This window comes from Enterobacter sp. R-1.6.2, from assembly GCF_035064085.1.
GTDB classification, from domain to species: Bacteria; Pseudomonadota; Gammaproteobacteria; order Enterobacterales; family Enterobacteriaceae; genus Enterobacter; species Enterobacter asburiae_B.
In genome coordinates, this window is the sequence record NZ_JASEYI010000012.1 from 77,149 (window position 1) to 94,700 (window position 17,552).

The window sequence follows — 17,552 nt, forward strand, 5'->3', positions numbered from 1 at the left end:
GCGTTCTCTCTTTCTGCCTGCAGTGGAAGCGGTGGCGGATCTCACTCAACAGCCAAAAATAACCCTGCAACCGGAAGTAATACCGGCTCGGGTGATGGAAGTGGCACAACGGCTAACAATGGTGGTTCAGGCAGTAACGGATCTGGCTCAGGTTCAGGGACAGGCTCGGGCTCAGGAACGGGAACCGGAGGTAACGGCAGCGGAGGAACCGGAACGGGCAGTGGCGGCACAACCACTGCAGGCGTGAATACTGTGCTGGGTGATGCCGGTAAAACGATGACCAGCGTCGGCTCTACGGTGGACAGCCTGGGAAGCCAGATCCCGACAAATAATCCTGTCACATCAACCGTTTCAACCACCGTCAGCGGTGTTGGCAGCGCCGTCTCTACCGTGGGAACAGGCGTCACCTCCGGCATTGGCGATCCGGGCAACGCGAACGGTGTTGGTACGACGGTTCAGGGCGTGACCACGTCGGTCACCTCATTGGGCAATACCGTCTCTACGGTAGGCACGGGCCTGGCAAGTTCGACATCGGGAACACCGGTTAGCGGCGTAACAGGCCTGACGGGCAGCGTGGTAAACAGTACCGGGCAGTTAGTCAGTAACACCGGCACAGGTTTAACCAACACGGTCAGTAGCCCTGCGGTAGCTCAGGTAACAACCGATACGACGACTGTGGTGAACAAGACGCTGGGCGGAGTACAAGGCGTGACGCAAAGCGTGGGCACCACAACAGGTCTGGGTACTCCGGTCAACGGCCTGCTGACGCAGGTAGGAAACACCGTGAGCGGCGTAGGTACCAACGTTAGCAGCAGTAATAGCTGGCTTAGCGGCGTAGGTCAGGTCGTTCAAAACGTCGGCCAGACGGTGACGGATACCGGTACGCTAGTGAAACCCGCCACCTCGACGACCGGAGGAGGATCAGGCGCTCTCACAGCTAATGCAAATGTGGCGGCCACGAACAACAGCCTGGGTGTGACGGTCAATACAACCCTCAATACCCTGACGTCGGGCGTTACCGCCAGCACAACAACACGTTAACCACCGGTCTACTGACGCCAAAACAGTAAAACGGTTATTGCCTTTCTGCGCCCCTGCTTCAGGGGCGCTTCGTACAGCGACACTCCCCCTAACCGGGAATGATGAACAGGGATAGCGCGATGAAAAACCATTTCCTTTTTTCGCTGACGGGGCTGGTTGTGTTGAGCATGGCCCGCGCCGATACACTGCCCTCTATTATTAACCCTGATAACCCGGCGCAAGTTTCTCGTAACGTTGCCCCAGAACAGACTGAGACCGTCCCACAGCCGAAAGTCAAAATAGAAAAACCGCAGTCAACGCTGACGCCTGAAACGCCCATTACCATTCATCACATTCAGTTTATTGGCGGCACGCGTTATCCCTTGCAGGAATTACTTAAACCCTTCAGGCCTTACGCCGGAAAAACCGTGCCGCTAAAAACGCTTACGGGGCTGGTAAATGATATTACGGCGCGCTACAAGGCCGACGGTTTTCCGCTCTCCTATGCCTGGCTGCCCGATAATAATTTCCAGCAGGGAAATATTAAAATTGTCCTGGTCGAAGGGTACGTGGCGCACAGCGACATAACCAGTAACAACCCCAATATCGCCGCGCGCCTTAAACGCTTGTCAGAAAAAATCATGGCGGAAAAACCGCTGTCTCAGGATACGTTCGATCGATATAGCCAGCTGATGACCCGCACCCCGAACGTTCCGGTCACGGCCAACGCGCAGCTGCCAACCAATATCTATGGCGCGGCGGCGATGCAGATAACCGGTAATGAGGAGCGGAGCTGGAATATCGCCTCCACGATCGACACCCGTAAAGGGCAAGATTTAATGATGCTGAACGGGACGCTCAGCAACCTGACAAGCTATGGCGATCAGCTTGGCGTGGCTACGCTTATACCGTTAGATAGCAACACGCGAAAAAACTATGTGGGTCTGAACTGGCAGCAGTTTTTAAACGATGAAGGGCTGACGATGCAGATCAAAGGCAGCTATTACCGTGAAAATCCGCGGGATTTTTCCCCCCTGCTCACTTTGCCCAATAATATTCAGGTCGATTCGAAGCAAAAAACCACGCAATACAACGGCGGCGTGACGTTTGGCTATCCATTGCTGCTGACGCAAAAATCACAAATTAATCTGACCAGCGGTTTTGATTATACCGACCGCCAGGATGACTATGCCCTGCAGGCCAGACTGCAGGGCAAAACCTACAGTCTGGACTCCGTCAACCAACACGCGCGTTATCCGGCGCTGGAAGTGGGTATCAATGGTGCACATCAATTCACAACCGCCAGCATCAGCGGCAGACTCAACGTACGACAGGGTATTGATGCGATGGGTGCCGATATCGTCTCAGCGCCTAAACCCGATATTAATTTTACGCTCACAAAAAGCTTTTTAGACGCAGCCTGGCTGTTTGCCGATAAATGGCGGCTATCAACATCCTGGGAGGGAGACTGGTCAAATAACACGTTGCCAGAGCCCGAACGCGTTAGCTTCGGTGCCCAGCGCTTTGGCCGTGGATATCAGGACAGTGAAGCAAGCGGTGATTACGGCTACGGCGGGCAGGTAGAACTGCGCTATATCAAGATGCGAAAAGAGAGCACCTGGCTTGCCACCATCCAACCCTATATCCTGGCCGATACCGCGCAAACCTGGTTTAACACGTCCGGTTTGCCTCATCAACGGCTCGGGTCAGTGGCTGCCGGGGTGATGATAGGCGATACGCGCCACTATAGCGTCACGGTGGAGGCGGCACGACCCGTCGGGGATGTTCCGACAGACAGTCGCAACAGGGACTGGCGCTACAGTCTGACGTTTACGTGGAATTTCAATAAAATGCAGTAAGCTTTTCAGCCCGAATCCTGGCAGGGTCAACGCAGCGCAACGCGTGGGTTGGACAGGCCTCCACGCAGGCCGGTCCGCCTTCGCGATGCAGGCATAAATCACATTTCAGCGCCTGCGCCTTATTTCCCTCCAGGCGCACCTGCATCGCCCCAAACGGACATGCCACCACACAGCTTTTGCACCCAATGCAGCGCGTCTGCTCAACGAGCCAGGCTCCCGCCGTACGGCTGATGGCATGGGTTGGACAGACGTTAGCACAAGGCGCGTCCTCGCACTGATGGCAACCCACTGCCGTAGTGTATGAACTTCCCTTAACCACCCGAAGGCGGGGCGAAAAGGCATTAGCGGAGACGCCGTCCTGATGCGACACCGCGCAGGCCACTTCGCAGGTGCGGCACCCAATGCATTTTTCCGCATCCGCCATGATAAATCGGTTCATGTGTTACGCCTCGCGCACGTTAAAATCCGGTTCTTTTAAGATAGCCGCTGGCGCTACCGTCGAAGTCAGAATGAATGTAAGCCGGATAAAACATAACGACTCCTGATATCCGTGCTTAATTAACGCCTGTCGCCAAATACGGGCGAGAGTGCCCGGTTTGATTTTCTTTAAGCATGATACACATGATGCACACCTTTATTGATGGCGCAGATCGCATTAGCGTATCAGGAATATTAATGAGGAAGCCATGACGGGAAGGGAAAACGGGAGATCGGTACTCTCAAATATGCCCGGCGGCGCTTTGCTTGCACGGGCCTACGTAAAACTGCGATGGCAGTCCATGTAGGCCGGGTAAGGCGAAGCCGCCACCCGGCTTTAGCGCATCAGAAACGCCAGGTCAGGCCGGTCATCAGCGCGAAGCTGTCGTCGCGGTCGATCATCGGGCTGTTCTTCACGTCGTCAGGCAATACGGTGTAGACCGCGCTGGCGTTAAGATACAGCTTCTGGGTTAACTGATATTTGGCCGCCAGGCCAACGTATGGCGTCCAGCTGTCACCGGCGGTGTATTCATCCAGACCTGAGCGGCGAGACTCGCTTCCGGATACGCCGTAGTAGTAGTCGTTATAGCTTTCGTCGCTATAGAAAATACCGACAGAGGGCGTCAGGGTCAGGCGTTCCATCCTGATTGGACGGAAGTATGAAACCTCGCCGATCATACCGCCGCTTTCATCCGTGGCATCGCCCGAGACCGCCACTTTCAGCGAACCCCAGCTTTCGTGGCGGTAGTACGCGCCGCCGAGGAAGGCAGAAGCTTTACGCTCATCAAGCTTTTTCATCTGATGGTCGTCGTTGTCATCAGGATCGAAATGCAGCGGCATCCACGATGCGGTCAGGCTGAGTTCATTTTTTGCGTCTTTCCACAGGATCCATCCGCCCGTGGTCTGGCGAACATAAAAGCTATCGCCTTCGTAGCTAATTAACGGTACTGCGGTAGTATTTTCGTTATAGCCTTTGTAAGGAGACTCATTAAATACAGCCCCCGCTCCTAGTGAAAAGTCACCGGCCATTGCTGAGGATGTTGCAAATAACGTGGCAGCGATGAGTAAATTGTATTTAATAGTCATTACATGTAATCCATTAAAATGCCAAACAAGCGAGGCGCATAATAATGGTTACAAATTTGCCAATGCAACGCTGCGGTTTATATAATATTATATACAAAATCATATAGATGGGTGTGCATGATGAATAAATTACAGCTAAAGCCGCGCGAGTTAAAAATTATATCCGTCATCGCAGCCACCCACAGCATTGGTGATGCCGCCGCCCTGCTGGGCATGGCGCAGGCCAACGTCAGTAAATATCTGTCTGATTTTGAAACGCGGGTTGGACTCAAGGTTTTTGAGCGCACCACGCGCCAGCTGGCCCTGACCCAGTTTGGGGAAGCGTTACTCCCGTACATTGATGCCACGCTGGATAAGAACAGTCAACTCGTTAATTTTATTGCTGATTACAAGCATGAAAAGCGCGGAAAGGTCACGATCTATGCCCCTACAGGTATCGTAACCTATCTCGCGCGCCACGTGATCCATCAGATAGAAGATATCGGTGACATCCGCATCTCCCTGAAAACCTATAACCTGGATCGGAATGAATTTTCAGAAGGCGTTTCTTTTCCGGATGACTGCGATATTTTAATTACCTATGCGCCGCCGAAAGACGAAAGTCTGGTTGCCAGCGTGTTAACAAAATATTCTGTTACGGCATTCGCTACCCTGGAATATTTAAATAAACACCCCTTAACGGGACCTGAAGGTTTAATTAATCACTCCTGTATTCTCATTGATTCCATGCTGATCGATGATGCAAACATCTGGCGTTTCCGCGTGCACGGCAGTGATAGCGTGCATGACTACCGGGTGACCGGTAATTATATTTGCGACAATACGCAGACGGCCCTGGAGCTGGCAAGAAATAATCTTGGGATTGTTTTTGCGCCAAAAGAGAGTCTGAAAAAAGAATTAACGCAAGGGATGCTGGTTCCCTGCTTCCCGCATCAGGAAGAGTGGTGGCTCGATCTGACGGCCATTTTCCGCAAACGCGAATACCAGCCCTGGCGCGTGCAATACGTTCTGGATGGCGTTCTGAACTGCCTGCGCCAGCAAATTGCTCAGGCCGCCCATGGACGGCCTGAGCTGGGCGATTAGAACAGCCCCAGCGGTTTATCGGAGTAGCTGACCAGCAAACATTTCGTCTGCTGATAATGTTCCAGCATCATCTTGTGGGTTTCACGCCCGATGCCCGATTGCTTATAACCGCCAAATGCCGCGTGCGCAGGATAGGCGTGGTAGCAGTTGGTCCAGACGCGCCCGGCCTGAATGCCTCTGCCCATTTTATAGGCCAGATTACCGTTGCGGCTCCAGACGCCGGCTCCCAGGCCATACGGCGTGTCGTTGGCAATCTCCAGCGCCTCCTCCATCGTTTTGAAGGTGGTTACAGCCAGCACCGGTCCGAAAATTTCCTCCTGGAAGACGCGCATGTTGTTCTGACCGAACAGGATCGTTGGCTCCAGATAATACCCTTCCTGCAGATCCCCGCCGAGCACCTTACGGCGACCGCCGGTCAGAATATCCGCCCCCTCTTTCTTGCCGATATCGATGTAGTTGAGGATGGTTTCCAGCTGTCCGTGCGAGACCTGCGCCCCCATCTGCGTGACGTTATCGAGCGGGTTACCGCTGCGGATAGACTCGACGCGGCGAATGGCCCGCTCCATAAAGCGCTCATAGATGGACTCCTGCACCAGCGCGCGGCTTGGGCAGGTGCAGACTTCGCCCTGGTTAAACGCAAACAGCGCAAACCCTTCCAGGGCTTTATCGAAGAAAGCATCCTCTTCCTCCATCACGTCCGCGAAGAAGATGTTCGGGGATTTCCCGCCCAGCTCCAGGGTCACGGGAATGATGTTCTGCGTGGCGTACTGCATAATCTGCTGGCCCACTTCCGTCGACCCGGTAAACGCCACTTTAGCGATCCGTTTCGAGGTAGCCAGATATTCCCCTATCTCACCGCCCGCACCGTTGACCACGTTAATCACGCCAGGCGGCAGAAGATCGCCAACGATTTCCATCAGCAGCAGCACCGAGAGCGGGGTCAGACGCGCCGGTTTAAGCACAATGCAGTTCCCGGCCGCCAGCGCGGGCGCCATTTTCCAGCTCGCCATCAGCAGCGGGAAGTTCCATGGAATGATTTGCCCGACGACGCCCAGCGGCTCGTGGAAGTGATACGCCACGGTGTCGCTGTCAACCTCGCTTATTCCGCCCTCCTGAGCGCGAATGCAGGAGGCAAAATAGCGGAAGTGGTCGATGGCAAGCGGCACGTCTGCCGCCATCGTTTCCCGGATAGGCTTGCCGTTATCCCAGGTTTCCGCCGTCGCCAGCAGCTCCAGATTCTGCTCCATCCGGTCGGCGATTTTGAACAAAATAGCCGCGCGGTCCTGAACGGAGGTGTGGCCCCATTTATCTTTCGCTTTGTGCGCCGCATCCAGCGCCAGATCGATATCGCGCTTGCCGGAGCTGGCTATTTCGCACAGCGGCTGGCCGGTTACGGGGGTCAGGTTGGAATAGTATTCGCCGTCGACGGGAGCTACCCAGTCGCCGCCAATAAAGTTGTCATAACGAGGCTTCAGCTTGAGGGGAAAACCATACTCGCCGGGCTGGATACGCGATGAGGGAGGATTGTTTGTCATGACCGTCTCCTTGCTGTTGGTGTACATCAAGGGTAGTTCCGGCTGGCGATTTTCTCGCCAACCGGTAACGGCTTTACGACGGGGGTCACGGAGTTTCAGGAAATAATAACGAATCGCGCAATAAATGATCGTTACCGCGACGGCGGGTGAAGCCGATGCGGTTGAAATACTCCAGGATCTGAATCGCCAGCTTGCGGCCCACGTTCAGCCGGTCGCGGAAATCGGCTGCGCAGGTAGAGCCCCGCTCCAGATCCAGCTCGCGGATCAGGTTCGCAAAGGCCACAATACGATCGTTACGGTAATAACGATCTTTCACGATCGCGACTATCAGCCCCTGCTGCGCCGCATGGCGCAATACCTGACGCATCACCTGCTCGTCGGTATTCGTTTCGCGGGCCAGATCGCGAACCCACCACGGCTCATCGCCAAACAGCGAGGCCACTTTTTGCCATACCGCTTCTTGCTCTGCGGTGAACCCGGCCTTGTGATCCGGCAGATGGAGCCAGCCGTGGTGGCTTTTGATCGCCCCGCTTTCGCGCATGTTTTCAATCAGCAGCAGCACCAGCGCATCGTCTTCCATCGGCAGCGCCATGCGCCGCAGACGCTCACGGCCCGGGCCAGGCTCATCCTGATGCTGTTCATGGTATGTTGCGAGCGTGTTCAGTATCTTACGCTGCCAGTTCGCAGCAACCGGGGCGTTTAGCAGACTGTTTCCAGCCTGAATAAAGCCCGGCTGCTGGGCCAGCAGGCGTAATCCTTCCTCGCTCAGCTGGCGTGCCCATGCAAAATCACGCAGGCTCACCGCACCGCGCTCAAGATGCACCCGCAGCGCGGCGTTATCATCGCTGGCCTGCGCCAGCGCTGCCAGCCACTGCAGATATTCGGGCTTACGCTTGCCGCGTCGCGGTGGATTCAGCGCGACCACCCGTGCCCCGGCCAGCGTTTCCCGCGCGGAAATATCACGCAGAACCAGACGATCGTTGTCTGCAAGCCAGAGCGGTGAATCGAATACCAGTTCGGCAAGATCGTTTTCCAGCAGCGACACGCGCCCGGTGATATGGCTGGCCGCGTGGTGAATATGCAGCGGCTGCCATTGGGTCAGGGGCACGTTTGTCTGCAGGGAAACAATGACGCGTTCAGACGGCTCAGGTGGGGCATCGGCCAGCAGCCAGTCGCCGCGGTTAAGCTGCTCTTTTTCCGCATCCCCGGCAATGTTCAGCGCGATCCGCTGCCCGGCATGAGCACGCTCCGCGGGCTGGTTTTGCGCATGCAGGCCGCGCACGCGCATCGCCTTGTTAACGCCCGTCAGCCAGAGCGTATCACCTACGTTCACTTCACCGCTCAGCGCCGTACCGGTCACCACCAGCCCCGCGCCTTTGACGGTAAACGCCCGGTCAATTGCCAGACGGAAGCGGTGATGGCTGGCGTGGTCACGCGACGAAAGCTGCTGTAAGTGGTGGCGAAGTTCATCGATACCGCGCCCTTCTGTCGCCACGGTGACAAAAAGCGGGGCATCGGCAAAACCATACTCCTGCAAGGTCGCCTGTACCGCTTCGCGCACCTCACTGACGCGTGCGTCATCCACGCGATCGGCTTTGGTCAGCGCCACGGTCAGCTGCGGGTTACCGGTCAGCTGCAGGATCGCCAGGTGCTCACGGGTTTGCGCCATAACGCCATCATCGCAGGCCACCACCAGCAGGGCATGATCGATACCCCCCACGCCCGCCAGCATGTTGGACAGAAACTTTTCATGCCCCGGAACATCAATAAAACCCAGCACGCGACCATCAGGCTGGGGCCAGTAGGCATAGCCCAGATCGATGGTCATGCCGCGCTTTTTCTCTTCCGGCAGGCGGTCGGCGTTTATGCCGGTAATAGCCTGCAGCAACGTGGTTTTTCCGTGGTCGACATGACCGGCGGTGGCAATAATCATTTCAACAACATCTCCAGAAATCGCTCTTCATCTTCAAGGCAGCGCAGATCCAGCCACATTCGGCCATCGTAAATCCGCCCGATAACCGGCGCAGGCAGGCCACGCCAGCGCGCCGACAGGGCTTCAAGGTGGCTGCCGCGCCCGTCACGCGGGGTGAACGTGAGCGCTTCACTCGGCAGCCTGTCCACCGGCAGCGAACCGCTGCCAATCTGCGACTGGCAGGGTTCAATGCGAACGTCAAAATCGGGGTAGTGCGGGGCAATGCGCGGCAGCAGTAATTCGGCCTGGGCGCGAATCGAGGCGGCATCGCGGGTTAACAGACGCAGCGTGGGCAGGCGGTCGGCCAGTTTCTCCGGATGGAGATAGAGCCGCAGCGTCGCCTCCAGCGCGGCAAGCGTCATTTTATCGGCTCGCAGGGCGCGCTTGAGCGGATGCTGCTGCAGCTTCGCAATCAGCTCGCGCTTGCCGACGATAATCCCGGCCTGCGGCCCGCCCAGCAGCTTGTCGCCGGAAAAGCTGACCAGGCTAACGCCTGCGGCAATCATCTCTTGCGGCATCGGCTCTCTCGGCAGCCCGTAAAGGCTCAGATCCACCAGCGAGCCGCTGCCGAGATCGGCAATCACCGGAATATTCAGTTCGCGGCCAATCGCCGCCAGCTCTGCCTCTTCAACCGTTTTGGTGAAGCCTTCAATATGGTAATTGCTGGTGTGGACCTTCATCAGCAGGGCGGTATTTTCATTCACCGCCGCGCGATAATCTTTCGCATGGGTACGGTTAGTAGTGCCCACTTCATGCAGCGTGCAGCCCGCCTGGCGCATCACGTCCGGAATACGAAACGCCCCGCCAATCTCCACCAGCTCGCCGCGGGAAACCACCACCTCTTTGCCGCTGGCAGTCGCCGCCAGCATCAGCAGCACCGCTGCGGCGTTGTTATTCACAATGCAGGCATCTTCCGCGCCGGTCAGCTGGCACAGCAGGTCCGCCAGCGCCCGGTCACGATGCCCGCGTCCGGCGCCGTCCAGATCGTACTCCAGCGTCACGGGCGCCCGCATGGCCTGCACAACCGCAGCCACCGCCTCTTCCGCCTGCTGCGCGCGGCCCAGGTTGGTATGCAGCACGGTACCGGTCAGGTTAATCACCGGGCGTAATGCGCTTTGCGCTTTCTCATCCAGCCGGTGCTCAACTTCCTGCTCCCACGCCGCGCACCAGTCGGGCAAGGCGTTTTCTGCCTGAATAGCGCATCGGGCTTCGTCCTGAAGCAGGCGTAACATCTCCACCGTCGCGGTATGGCCGAAGCGCTCAACGGCAGCATGAATGCGGGGCTCGCGAAGGAGGCGGTCGGTAGCGGGGATCTGGCTGTACAGCGAATGATGAGTAGTCATGAAAGCGCCTGGCGAGTAAATATCTTCCCCCCTCCCGACGGGAGAGGGAGTTAACATGTGGAGGGATTGTACCGCCTCCGACGCCGAAGTGTTATAACCCGCATCAAGCCTTTGGCGGTTCGGTACGGGCAAAGCTCTCGCGGCTAAAAAGCGTGTCTGCCAGTTTCACCAGCAGCGGACGGTCGACGCACCAGCCAGGGGAAACCCGGCGGAAGTTGAGATAGCCGATGGCGCAGGCGATAGCGATAGTTGCCAGGTTCAGGCTGTCGGTTTGAATCTTTCCCTCCCGGATAAGCTGTTCGCACCTGTCCAGGCTGCGGCTGATTTTTTCCCGCTGGCGTAACAGTTCCGTTTCCGACTGCTGGGCGGCGGGCCTGGCCTGTTCACGCACGGAGGTTAACGCCGCATCCATAATGCCATCGGCCAGAGCTTCAATTTGCTTCAGCGCCAGCGCCGCTTTTGGGTCAGCCGGCAGCATTGCCGGGGCAACGCCCAGCAGCTCGATATACTCCGCAATAATCGGGGAATCGAACCAGTATTCGCCCTCGTCCGTCACCAGCGCCGGGACTTTCCCCAGCGGGTTGTACTGCGCGACGCCGTTTTCAGCGTTGTAGGGCTGTTCATTGATGAATTCAAATTCAATCCCTTTCTCCAGCAGGAGAATCGAGATTTTTCGCACGAAGGGACTGGTGTAGCTACCGATGAGTTTCATTGCCTGATCCTTGATGCCGGAAAAAAGTCAGTATGGATCAAGCGATGAAAAAAGGGCAGGTACGCGTGTCGCATTCCTGCCCTGGAAGGATTAGTGATCGAGGTAGAGGTAGTGCATCCAGCTCGTCATGCGCAGCAATACTTTACGCATCACCGAGACGTGGGCGAAATGGTCCGAGTAGACCGCCACCTGGGCATAGATACCGTCTGGCAGCGCATCGACTTCCGCATTCGGATCCAGCTCAATCGTACCCAACACGCCGTCCGTTCCCGGCACCACCGTCAGCGACTGCAGCGCGCCCTGCGCCTGATAGGAGCCTCCCGGCACCACCGGCAGAATACTGGTGAGTTTACCGGTAAACACCTGGCCCGGCAGCGCGTTAAACACCACCTCCGCTTCATCGCCCGGCTTCAGACGCAACAGCGAGTTCTGACGGAACTGGGCCACGATCTGACGCTTCTGTTCAGGAATAAAGACCATCACCGGACGCAGCGGCAGCGCGGCGGCGTACGTCCCCGGACGGATCAGCACCTGGGTGATGTAGCCATCGCTTGGCGCACGGACCACGGTCTGATCCAGGTTGTATTTGGCTTCAGCAAGCTGCGCGCGTAAGGAGGCAATCTGCGACTGCTCGCCGTTCACCATGCTGTCCAGCTGGCTTTGAATCTGCGTCTGTTCGGCAACGGAGCCTTTCACCATCGCATCCTGTGCGAGATAATTTTGCCGCGCGTTGTCGATATCGCTTTCAGAAAACGGATTCACCTTTGCCTGGCTGCCTTTCAGGTAGCGCTGATAATCTTTAAACAGACGATCGCGTTCAGCCGACACGCGGGTGGTATTGGCGACCGCTTCCGAAAGCTGCGCTTTCAGATTGTCGATATTGTGCGTTGCGGTCACCAGGTCGGCCTGGAGTCTGTCGACGCGCGCCTGGTAGCGGCCCGGATCCAGTTTAAATAACACTTCGCCTTTTTTAATTAGCTGGTTATTTTTATCGGTCACTTCACTGACCACCCCGGTAACCTGCGGCGTAATTGGAATAGAAATAACCGCCTTTTGCGCCGTAAAGGTGTACGGATGGTTATAGTTCATTAATAGAATAAGTCCGGCAACAATAAACACCCCGCCTAATGTCGCGGTGGCAAGCGTCCACTGGTTTACCGGAATACGGAATATTTTAAAAATCACCCAGGCAAATGCCACATAGGTCAAAATAATTAACAGATCCATGATTAGCGCTCCAGCGTGTTCTTATCAGCGGCGGGCTGTACCGCGGCCAGCTTTTGTTCTAATTCGGCCACGCGTTTGGCCAGCGCATCCATGCCCGGAACCTCATCAGGCTTGGTGATGTGGTTTTGCATCCCCCAGCCGCGATCTTCACGGTACAGCGTGGCCCATATCCACAGGAACGGCCAGATGGCATGGAGCGTAAACAGGCTAATCCAGCCTGCCGTGTGAATCGCATCGGCATGCGGATGGTTTCGCTTTTTGGCCATATTATAAGGAATGTCATGGATGGCGATGATTCCATAAAAAAGAACCAGAAATACAAAAATCAATACGCCCAGCGCAAAATAGTTGAGAAACATATTCTCCTCACTTAAACAACGTCAACTCATTTAATTAATAAAACAGTACGCAACCTAATTAATTTATTTTGAAATACAGAAGGTATACTGGTTATTTCAGAGCCGGGGAGTATCGTTTTTTATAATATCTCCGTGCAAGTTTATAAGCGTGTCAAAATATATCCTGAATAATAATATACTTAACCTTACAATATGAGCGTAATCCACGTTTTAACTTTTCGCCATACCACACTTCAAAAGTGGTTTTTTAGCTTAACGTGTCGCGCTATGCCATCCTGACGCCGAATCGCTAAGCAGAGTTTGCCGCCGATCGCAGCCGGAGAAATCTGCATAAAAATATTTTGTGAAATCAGTCACAATCCAGAAACAAACCCACAAAACCAAATCGTGACAACCATCACATAAAAGGGTGGTTTTTGCCGCATTTCTCGCCGTCGTATTTTTTTTGCCCATCTTTTTTGTGACTAAGATCACCTCATTGACATCCACACCCCCTACCTTTACGTGATATGCGTCACACAAATTTTCACTGTCTGGACAGTTGAACGATTCAGTGCCAGATTTCACAGCATCAGAACAGGGCCCGGCTACCTCTGCCGCCTCATTAACAATAAACCTCGGGCCGCAAGCCTAAGCGTAAACAGAAGAAGGGGTGTTTTATGTCATCCGATTTCAAGATCAAAGTTCAAAGCTTTGGTCGTTTCCTCAGCAACATGGTGATGCCAAATATCGGCGCGTTTATCGCGTGGGGTATCATCACTGCATTGTTCATTCCGACAGGGTGGTTGCCTAACGAAACGCTGGCGAAACTTGTTGGCCCAATGATTACCTATCTCCTGCCGCTGCTCATCGGTTTCACCGGTGGTCGTCTGGTGGGCGGTGACCGTGGTGGCGTAGTGGGTGCCATCACGACCATGGGTGTTATCGTCGGTGCGGATATGCCGATGTTCCTCGGTGCAATGATTGCCGGTCCTCTGGGCGGCTGGGCGATTAAGAAATTCGACGTCTGGGTTGATGGTAAGATCAAATCCGGCTTCGAAATGCTGGTGAACAACTTCTCTGCGGGCATCATCGGGATGATCCTCGCGATTCTGGCGTTCCTCGGCATTGGCCCTGCGGTTGAAGTGCTGTCCAAAATTCTGGCGGCAGGCGTTAACTTTATGGTGGCGCACGACATGCTGCCGCTGGCGTCTATCTTTGTTGAACCGGCGAAAATCCTGTTCCTGAACAACGCCATCAACCACGGTATCTTCTCGCCGCTGGGTATTCAGCAGTCTCACGATCTCGGCAAGTCTATCTTCTTCCTGATTGAAGCCAACCCGGGTCCGGGTATGGGCGTACTGCTGGCGTACATGTTCTTTGGTCGCGGCAGCGCTAAGCAGTCTGCTGGCGGCGCGGCAATCATTCACTTCCTGGGCGGTATCCACGAAATTTACTTCCCGTACGTGCTGATGAACCCACGCCTGATCCTGGCCGTTATCCTTGGCGGTATGACCGGCGTGTTCACCCTGAGCGTGCTGGGCGGCGGTCTGGTGTCTCCAGCTTCTCCGGGTTCTATCCTGGCGGTGCTGGCGATGACGCCAAAAGGGGCGTACTTCGCCAACATCGCGGCCATCTGTGCGGCCATGGCAGTCTCCTTCGTGGTCTCTTCTATCCTGCTGAAAACCAGCAAAGTGAAAGAAGACGACGATATTGAAGCGGCGACCCGTCGTATGCACGACATGAAAGCTGAATCCAAAGGCGCAACCCCGCTGGCGGCTGGCGATGTGTCTAACGACCTGAGCCACGTGCGTAAAATCATCGTTGCCTGTGACGCCGGTATGGGTTCCAGCGCAATGGGTGCAGGCGTGCTGCGTAAGAAAGTGCAGGATGCGGGCCTGACCAACATCTCCGTCACCAACAGCGCCATTAACAGCCTGCCGCCGGACGTTGACCTGGTCATCACGCACCGCGACCTGACCGAACGCGCCATGCGTCAGGTGCCGCAGGCACAGCACATCTCGCTGACCAACTTCCTCGACAGCGGCCTGTACACCAGCCTGACCGAACGTCTGGTTGCGGCGCAGCGTCACGAAGACAACGAAGTGAAAGTGCGCTCAAGCCTGCAGGACAGCTTTGACGAAAGCAACGCCCACCTGTTCAAACTGGGTGCGGAAAACATCTTCCTCGGTCGCACAGCAGCAACCAAAGAAGAAGCGATTCGCTTTGCCGGCGAGCAGCTGGTGAAAGGCGGCTACGTTCAGCCTGAATATGTCGACGCAATGCTGGAACGCGAAAAACTGACGCCAACCTACCTGGGCGAATCCATCGCGGTGCCGCACGGTACGGTTGAAGCGAAAGATCGCGTCCTGAAAACCGGCGTCGTATTTTGTCAGTATCCGCAGGGCGTGCGCTTCGGTGAAGAAGAAGACGACATCGCCCGTCTGGTGATTGGTATCGCCGCTCGCAACAACGAGCACATTCAGGTGATTACCAGCCTGACCAACGCGCTGGATGATGAATCTGTCATTGCGCGTCTGGCGAGCACCACCAGCGTGGAAGAAGTCCTGGCACTTCTTAACAAATAAGTCCTCTTCCCTCTCCCCTCTGGGGAGAGGGCTAGGGTGAGGGGAAAAGTTCCTCACCCCAGCCCTCTCGGGTAAAAACATTGATGAAGGTTAACACTATGAAAGCATTACATTTTGGCGCAGGTAATATCGGTCGTGGTTTTATCGGTAAACTGCTGGCAGACGCGGGCATTACGCTGACATTCGCCGATGTGAATCAGGTGGTCCTGGATGCCCTGAATGCGCGTCATAGCTATCAGGTCCATGTAGTCGGTGAAAACGAGCAGGTTGAGACGGTGTCCGGCGTCAACGCGGTCAGCAGCATCGGGGAAGACGTTATCGACCTGATCGCCAGCGTCGATCTGGTCACCACGGCCGTGGGTCCGGTCGTCCTTGAGCGCATCGCCCCTGCGGTTGCGAAAGGCCTGGCAAAACGTAAAGCGCAGGGCATCGACACCCCGCTGAACATCATCGCCTGTGAAAACATGGTGCGCGGCACCACGCAGCTGAAAGGCCACGTGCTCAACGCTGTAGCAGATGAAGACAAAGCCTGGGTTGAAGCGCACGTCGGGTTTGTGGATTCCGCCGTGGATCGCATCGTTCCGCCGTCTGAATCCGCCACCAACGACCCGCTGGAAGTGACCGTGGAAACCTTCAGCGAGTGGATCGTTGATAAAACCCAGTTTAAAGGCGCCCTGCCGACCATTCCGGGAATGGAATTAACCGATAACCTGATGGCATTTGTCGAACGCAAACTCTTCACGCTGAACACCGGGCATGCTATAACCGCGTACCTCGGAAAATTGGCCGGTCATCAGACCATTCGTGACGCGATCCTCGATGAGAAGATCCGCGCGGTGGTGAAAGGGGCAATGGAAGAGAGCGGCGCGGTGCTGATCAAACGCTACGGTTTTGATGCTGATAAACACGCAGCATACATCCAGAAAATCCTCGGTCGCTTTGAAAATCCGTATTTGAAAGATGACGTTGAGCGCGTGGGCCGTCAGCCTCTGCGCAAACTGAGCGCGGGCGACCGTCTGATTAAGCCGCTGCTGGGCACGCTGGAATACGGCCTGCCGCACGCCAACCTGGTGAAAGGGATTGCCGCCGCGATGCACTACCGCAGCGAGCAGGACCCACAGGCGCAGGAACTGGCTCAGCTGATTGATGACAAAGGCGCGCAGGCTGCGCTGGCGCAGATTTCCGGTCTGGACGCCAACAGCGACGTGGTTGTGGAGGCGGTTAACGCATACAACGCAACCAAATGATGCACAGTGAGGCGCAGGTTAACCTGCGCCCAGATAATAGATTGTCAGATATGCAGGCAATAATGGAACAAACCCAGGCCTTTGAAAATCGTGTGCTTGAGCGTCTGAATGCTGGCAAAACCGTACGAAGCTTCCTGATTGCCGCCGTCGAATTACTGACCGAGGCGGTGAATATCCTGGTGCTTCAGGTGTTTCGCAAAGACGACTACGCGGTAAAGTATGCTGTAGAACCGTTACTGGACGGAGACGGACCGCTGGGCGATTTATCCGTGCGTCTGAAGCTGATTTATGGTCTTGGCGTGCTCAACCGACAAGAGTATGAAGATGCGGAGCTGTTAATGGCGCTGCGCGAAGAGCTCAATCATGACGGTAACGAGTATACCTTTACCGATGATGAGATCCTGGGGCCCTTCGGCGAGCTGCACTGCGTCAGCGCGCTCCCCCCTGCTCCCCATTTTGACAACAGCGACCCCGAGCTCTACGCGATGCAAAAGCTGCGTTATCAACAGGTTGTCCGTTCCACGATGGTGCTCTCCCTGACTGAGCTGATTTCCCGAATCAGCTTAAAAAAAGCGTTTCAGAAGTAAGCCTGCTCACATTGGTGTATCCTTCCCTGTAAATTCCCCGTTTTCAGAGTTATTTGTCATGAAAGAAGTCGAAAAGAACGAAATTAAACGCCTGAGCGACCGTCTGGATCTGATCCGCCACCAGATGGCTGGCCTGTCACTGGTCGATTACGCCGAGAAGTACGCCGAGCTGGAAAAAGAAGCCGCCACGCTGGAAACAGAAATCGAGCGCCTGCGCGAAGTGAAGGGCCAGAAGCTGAGCAAAGAAGCGCAGAAGCTGATGAACATGCCGCACCGCCGCGCGATCACCAAAAAAGAACAGGCCGACATGGGCAAGCTGAAAAAAAGCGTCCGTGGTCTGGTGGTGGTACACCCGATGACCGAACTTGGCCGCGAAATGGGCCTGAAAGAGATGACGGGCTTTTGTAAGACCGCGTTCTGATACTTCCCCCTCTCCCTGTGGGAGAGGGCCGGGGTGAGGGCATCAGGCCCCACCCTG

General features: G+C 55.7%; 15 protein-coding genes. 7 read left to right on the plus strand and 8 right to left on the minus strand.

The annotated features are described in order from the left end of the window. Positions 1-243 precede the first annotated feature (243 nt). Positions 244-1,041: a collagen-like triple helix repeat-containing protein gene (locus QMN93_RS14410; protein WP_264884771.1), complete on the plus strand. Its 798-nt coding sequence runs from the start codon at positions 244-246 to the stop codon at positions 1,039-1,041. Positions 1,042-1,160: 119 nt separating this feature from the next. Next, on the plus strand, positions 1,161-2,879 hold the full coding sequence (locus QMN93_RS14415; RefSeq protein WP_182382819.1) for a ShlB/FhaC/HecB family hemolysin secretion/activation protein: 1,719 nt from the start codon (positions 1,161-1,163) through the stop codon (positions 2,877-2,879). Here QMN93_RS14415 and QMN93_RS14420 read toward each other — a convergent pair. Next, positions 2,863-3,318, minus strand: coding sequence for a 4Fe-4S dicluster domain-containing protein (locus QMN93_RS14420; protein ID WP_033147016.1), 456 nt, complete (start codon positions 3,316-3,318; stop codon positions 2,863-2,865). The genes QMN93_RS14415 and QMN93_RS14420 overlap by 17 nt on opposite strands. 383 nt (positions 3,319-3,701) lie before the next feature. Then, a complete protein-coding gene (locus tag QMN93_RS14425) occupies positions 3,702-4,442 on the minus strand; it encodes a MipA/OmpV family protein (RefSeq protein WP_033147018.1) in 741 nt (246 codons plus the stop codon). A 117-nt stretch (positions 4,443-4,559) separates the two neighbouring features. Between QMN93_RS14425 and QMN93_RS14430 the strand changes: the two genes are divergently transcribed. Beyond that, positions 4,560-5,525 (plus strand): LysR family transcriptional regulator, encoded by a 966-nt coding sequence (locus tag QMN93_RS14430; RefSeq protein ID WP_064673797.1) that lies wholly within the window; start codon positions 4,560-4,562, stop codon positions 5,523-5,525. Here the strand turns inward: QMN93_RS14430 and aldB are convergent. The 6 genes from aldB to QMN93_RS14460 all read right to left on the minus strand — a co-directional run bounded on the left by aldB (position 5,522) and on the right by QMN93_RS14460 (position 12,673). Then, positions 5,522-7,060 (minus strand): aldehyde dehydrogenase AldB, encoded by a 1,539-nt coding sequence (aldB, locus tag QMN93_RS14435; RefSeq protein WP_023309928.1) that lies wholly within the window; start codon positions 7,058-7,060, stop codon positions 5,522-5,524. The two genes, QMN93_RS14430 and aldB, sit on opposite strands and share 4 nt — an antisense overlap. Positions 7,061-7,145: 85 nt before the next feature. Further along, positions 7,146-8,993: a selenocysteine-specific translation elongation factor gene (gene selB / locus QMN93_RS14440; RefSeq protein WP_167819033.1), complete on the minus strand. Its 1,848-nt coding sequence runs from the start codon at positions 8,991-8,993 to the stop codon at positions 7,146-7,148. Continuing rightward, the gene (selA, locus tag QMN93_RS14445; RefSeq protein ID WP_064673799.1) at positions 8,990-10,375 is read right to left on the minus strand and encodes an L-seryl-tRNA(Sec) selenium transferase; all 1,386 of its coding nucleotides are present in this window, start codon (positions 10,373-10,375) and stop codon (positions 8,990-8,992) included. The genes selB and selA overlap by 4 nt, the downstream gene beginning before the upstream one ends. Positions 10,376-10,478: 103 nt before the next feature. Beyond that, positions 10,479-11,087: a glutathione S-transferase gene (locus QMN93_RS14450; RefSeq protein WP_047059729.1), complete on the minus strand. Its 609-nt coding sequence runs from the start codon at positions 11,085-11,087 to the stop codon at positions 10,479-10,481. Positions 11,088-11,177: 90 nt separating this feature from the next. Next, complete coding sequence (locus QMN93_RS14455; RefSeq protein ID WP_033147023.1) at positions 11,178-12,314, minus strand: HlyD family secretion protein; 1,137 nt, start codon at positions 12,312-12,314, stop codon at positions 11,178-11,180. A gap of 2 nt (positions 12,315-12,316) precedes the next feature. After that, positions 12,317-12,673 (minus strand): DUF3302 domain-containing protein, encoded by a 357-nt coding sequence (locus QMN93_RS14460; protein WP_023334046.1) that lies wholly within the window; start codon positions 12,671-12,673, stop codon positions 12,317-12,319. Positions 12,674-13,332: 659 nt separating this feature from the next. Here QMN93_RS14460 and QMN93_RS14465 point away from each other — a divergent pair. From QMN93_RS14465 to QMN93_RS14480, 4 genes are all read left to right on the plus strand, one after another. After that, positions 13,333-15,240, plus strand: a complete 1,908-nt coding sequence (locus QMN93_RS14465) for a PTS mannitol transporter subunit IICBA (RefSeq protein ID WP_023309922.1) — start codon at positions 13,333-13,335, stop codon at positions 15,238-15,240. A 98-nt stretch (positions 15,241-15,338) separates the two neighbouring features. Further along, positions 15,339-16,487 (plus strand): mannitol-1-phosphate 5-dehydrogenase, encoded by a 1,149-nt coding sequence (mtlD, locus tag QMN93_RS14470; RefSeq protein WP_023309921.1) that lies wholly within the window; start codon positions 15,339-15,341, stop codon positions 16,485-16,487. After that, the gene (gene mtlR / locus QMN93_RS14475; RefSeq protein WP_193139938.1) at positions 16,487-17,074 is read left to right on the plus strand and encodes a mannitol operon repressor MtlR; all 588 of its coding nucleotides are present in this window, start codon (positions 16,487-16,489) and stop codon (positions 17,072-17,074) included. The genes mtlD and mtlR overlap by 1 nt, the downstream gene beginning before the upstream one ends. A 58-nt stretch (positions 17,075-17,132) precedes the next feature. Further along, a complete protein-coding gene (locus QMN93_RS14480) occupies positions 17,133-17,495 on the plus strand; it encodes a YibL family ribosome-associated protein (protein WP_064673801.1) in 363 nt (120 codons plus the stop codon). Positions 17,496-17,552 lie beyond the last annotated feature (57 nt).

Excerpts from the sequence above, each read along its gene's own strand:
- QMN93_RS14415 (WP_182382819.1), top strand. The coding sequence starts at position 1,161 with ATGAAAAACCATTTCCTTTTTTCGCTGACGGGGCTGGTTGTGTTGAGC.
- QMN93_RS14420 (WP_033147016.1), bottom strand. The coding sequence starts at position 3,318 with ATGAACCGATTTATCATGGCGGATGCGGAAAAATGCATTGGGTGCCGC.
- QMN93_RS14425 (WP_033147018.1), bottom strand. The coding sequence starts at position 4,442 with ATGACTATTAAATACAATTTACTCATCGCTGCCACGTTATTTGCAACA.
- QMN93_RS14430 (WP_064673797.1), top strand. The coding sequence starts at position 4,560 with ATGATGAATAAATTACAGCTAAAGCCGCGCGAGTTAAAAATTATATCC.
- aldB (WP_023309928.1), bottom strand. The coding sequence starts at position 7,060 with ATGACAAACAATCCTCCCTCATCGCGTATCCAGCCCGGCGAGTATGGT.
- selB (WP_167819033.1), bottom strand. The coding sequence starts at position 8,993 with ATGATTATTGCCACCGCCGGTCATGTCGACCACGGAAAAACCACGTTG.
- selA (WP_064673799.1), bottom strand. The coding sequence starts at position 10,375 with ATGACTACTCATCATTCGCTGTACAGCCAGATCCCCGCTACCGACCGC.
- QMN93_RS14450 (WP_047059729.1), bottom strand. The coding sequence starts at position 11,087 with ATGAAACTCATCGGTAGCTACACCAGTCCCTTCGTGCGAAAAATCTCG.
- QMN93_RS14455 (WP_033147023.1), bottom strand. The coding sequence starts at position 12,314 with ATGGATCTGTTAATTATTTTGACCTATGTGGCATTTGCCTGGGTGATT.
- QMN93_RS14460 (WP_023334046.1), bottom strand. The coding sequence starts at position 12,673 with ATGTTTCTCAACTATTTTGCGCTGGGCGTATTGATTTTTGTATTTCTG.
- QMN93_RS14465 (WP_023309922.1), top strand. The coding sequence starts at position 13,333 with ATGTCATCCGATTTCAAGATCAAAGTTCAAAGCTTTGGTCGTTTCCTC.
- mtlD (WP_023309921.1), top strand. The coding sequence starts at position 15,339 with ATGAAAGCATTACATTTTGGCGCAGGTAATATCGGTCGTGGTTTTATC.
- mtlR (WP_193139938.1), top strand. The coding sequence starts at position 16,487 with ATGCACAGTGAGGCGCAGGTTAACCTGCGCCCAGATAATAGATTGTCA.
- QMN93_RS14480 (WP_064673801.1), top strand. The coding sequence starts at position 17,133 with ATGAAAGAAGTCGAAAAGAACGAAATTAAACGCCTGAGCGACCGTCTG.